1 pseudogene is annotated in these 239 nt (G+C 61.1%); it reads right to left on the bottom strand.

The window, feature by feature from the left end:
- Window positions 1-239, bottom strand: a pseudogene (locus tag IE95_RS20760) (hypothetical protein); the annotation flags it as partial.

Raw genomic sequence — 239 nt, 5'->3', positions numbered from 1 at the left:
CACTGTTGATGATCATCGTGACCATGTCGGCCGCGGTCTCACCCGTCCTGCCCAGACCCCACGTGTCGATCAACAGCTCGTAGATCGGCGCCTTGTACAACCCCTGCAACGCCGCCGCCGCGAACGTGATCACCACATAGGCCACCACGTACCAGAACGCCGCCCGCCAGATCGAGGTGTTCGACCTGAACGTCACGTTGCGCTGGGCGAAGAAGTTGATCACCTGCGCGATCAACAAC

The sequence above is a fragment of the Oerskovia turbata genome (assembly GCF_000718325.1).
Taxonomy (GTDB): domain Bacteria; phylum Actinomycetota; class Actinomycetes; order Actinomycetales; family Cellulomonadaceae; genus Oerskovia; species Oerskovia turbata.
Note: the sequence above shows the minus strand (reverse complement) of the source record. Positions and strands in the feature narration are given on the sequence as shown.